Annotated in this window: 1 protein-coding gene; it reads left to right on the top strand. The window is 72.6% G+C overall.

Annotated elements, in window-relative coordinates; genetic code table 11:
* Window positions 1–1,388 (top strand): MMPL family transporter (locus B9S61_RS11680; RefSeq protein ID WP_181007334.1); only part of this gene is annotated, 1,388 nt, incomplete at its 5' end.
* Window positions 1,389–1,466 lie beyond the last annotated feature (78 nt).

The raw sequence follows: 1,466 nt of genomic DNA, 5'->3' as shown, positions 1-1,466 counted from the left end.
TGGCCGCGCGCTGGTCCGCCGCGGTCGAGCGCCGGCCGCGTTCCGTGGCCGTACTGGCCGTCGTGCTGATGGCGGCCCTCGCGATCCCGCTGCTGTCGCTGCGGCTGGGCACCGTGGACCAGGGCAACGACGACTCCTCCATGACCACCCGGCAGGCCTACGACCTGCTCGCCGAGGGCTTCGGCCCCGGCTTCAACGGACCGCTCCAGGTGGTCGTGGACGGCGAGGCGTCCGGCGGTCTGGTGACGGCGGTGAGGGAGACCGAGGGCGTTGCCCAGGTCGCCGCGATGCCGCCCACGAACGGCGTGAGCGTCATCCAGGTCATTCCCGCCACCTCACCGCAGGACGTGGAGACGGACCGGCTCATCGACACCCTGCGCGAGGAGGTCATCCCGGACGCGGGTGCCACGGCCCATGTCGGAGGCGTGACCGCCGTGTCGAAGGACTTCGCGTCGGTGACGGGTGACCGGCTGCCGCTGTTCATCGCCACGATCATCACCCTGGGCTTCCTGCTCCTGATGCTGGCGTTCCGTTCCGTGGTGGTGCCGCTGACGGCCGCCGTGATGAACCTGCTGGCCGCGGCGGCCTCGTTCGGCGTCCTGGTGGCGGTCTTCCAGTGGGGTATCGGCCTGGACGTGCTGGGTCTCGGCCAGGAGGGCCCCATCTTCTCCTTCCTGCCGATCATCATGCTGTCGCTGCTGTTCGGCCTCTCCATGGACTACCAGGTGTTCCTGGTGAGCCGGATGCACGAGGAGTGGGTGCACACCGGGGACAACGCCCGCGCGGTGCGCGTCGGCCTGGCGGAGACCAGCCGGGTCATCAACTCCGCCGCCCTGATCATGGTCTGCGTCTTCCTCGCCTTCGTGCTCAGTGGTGACTACGGCGCGGCCATGGCGGGCGTGGGCCTGGCCGCCGCGGTCGCGCTGGACGCGTTCATCCTGCGCACCGCGCTGGTCCCGGCCGTGATGCATCTGCTCGGCCGGGCCAACTGGTGGCTGCCGGCGGGCCTGGAGAAGCGGCTGCCGCATCTGGCGGTCGAACCCGGGGAGGACACCGGTACCCCGGAGCCGGACACCGGGACACCGCCGGCGATCCCCGCCCAGCGAGGCGCGCTCTCCTCGGTCGTCCACGGTTTCGTGCGCACCGTCGACGGTGCGCACGTCGAGGGGGCGGCCGTCACCCTCATGACCTCCGGGGGCCGTCAGCTGGACCGGGTCGTCTCCCACGCCGACGGGGCGTACATCCTCGCCGTACCGGCCCCGGGCACCTATCTGCTCGCGGTCACGGCGGCCTCGTACGGCTCCCGCGCGGTGCACGTGACCGTCGCGGACGGGCCGCTGGCGCACGACGTGGAACTGGCGCCCGGAGGGGTGGACGCCGTCAGCTGACGGCGCCGGGGCGCCCGTCGTCGTCGCCGGGTGGCCCCTGCGCGCCGGGCGTTCCCGTCTCCGGGGGTGGCCCCTGCG

Origin of the sequence: Streptomyces sp. SM1 (genome assembly GCF_002910825.1) — a bacterium.
GTDB lineage: Bacteria > Actinomycetota > Actinomycetes > Streptomycetales > Streptomycetaceae > Streptomyces > Streptomyces okerensis.
Note: the sequence above shows the minus strand (reverse complement) of the source record. Positions and strands in the feature narration are given on the sequence as shown.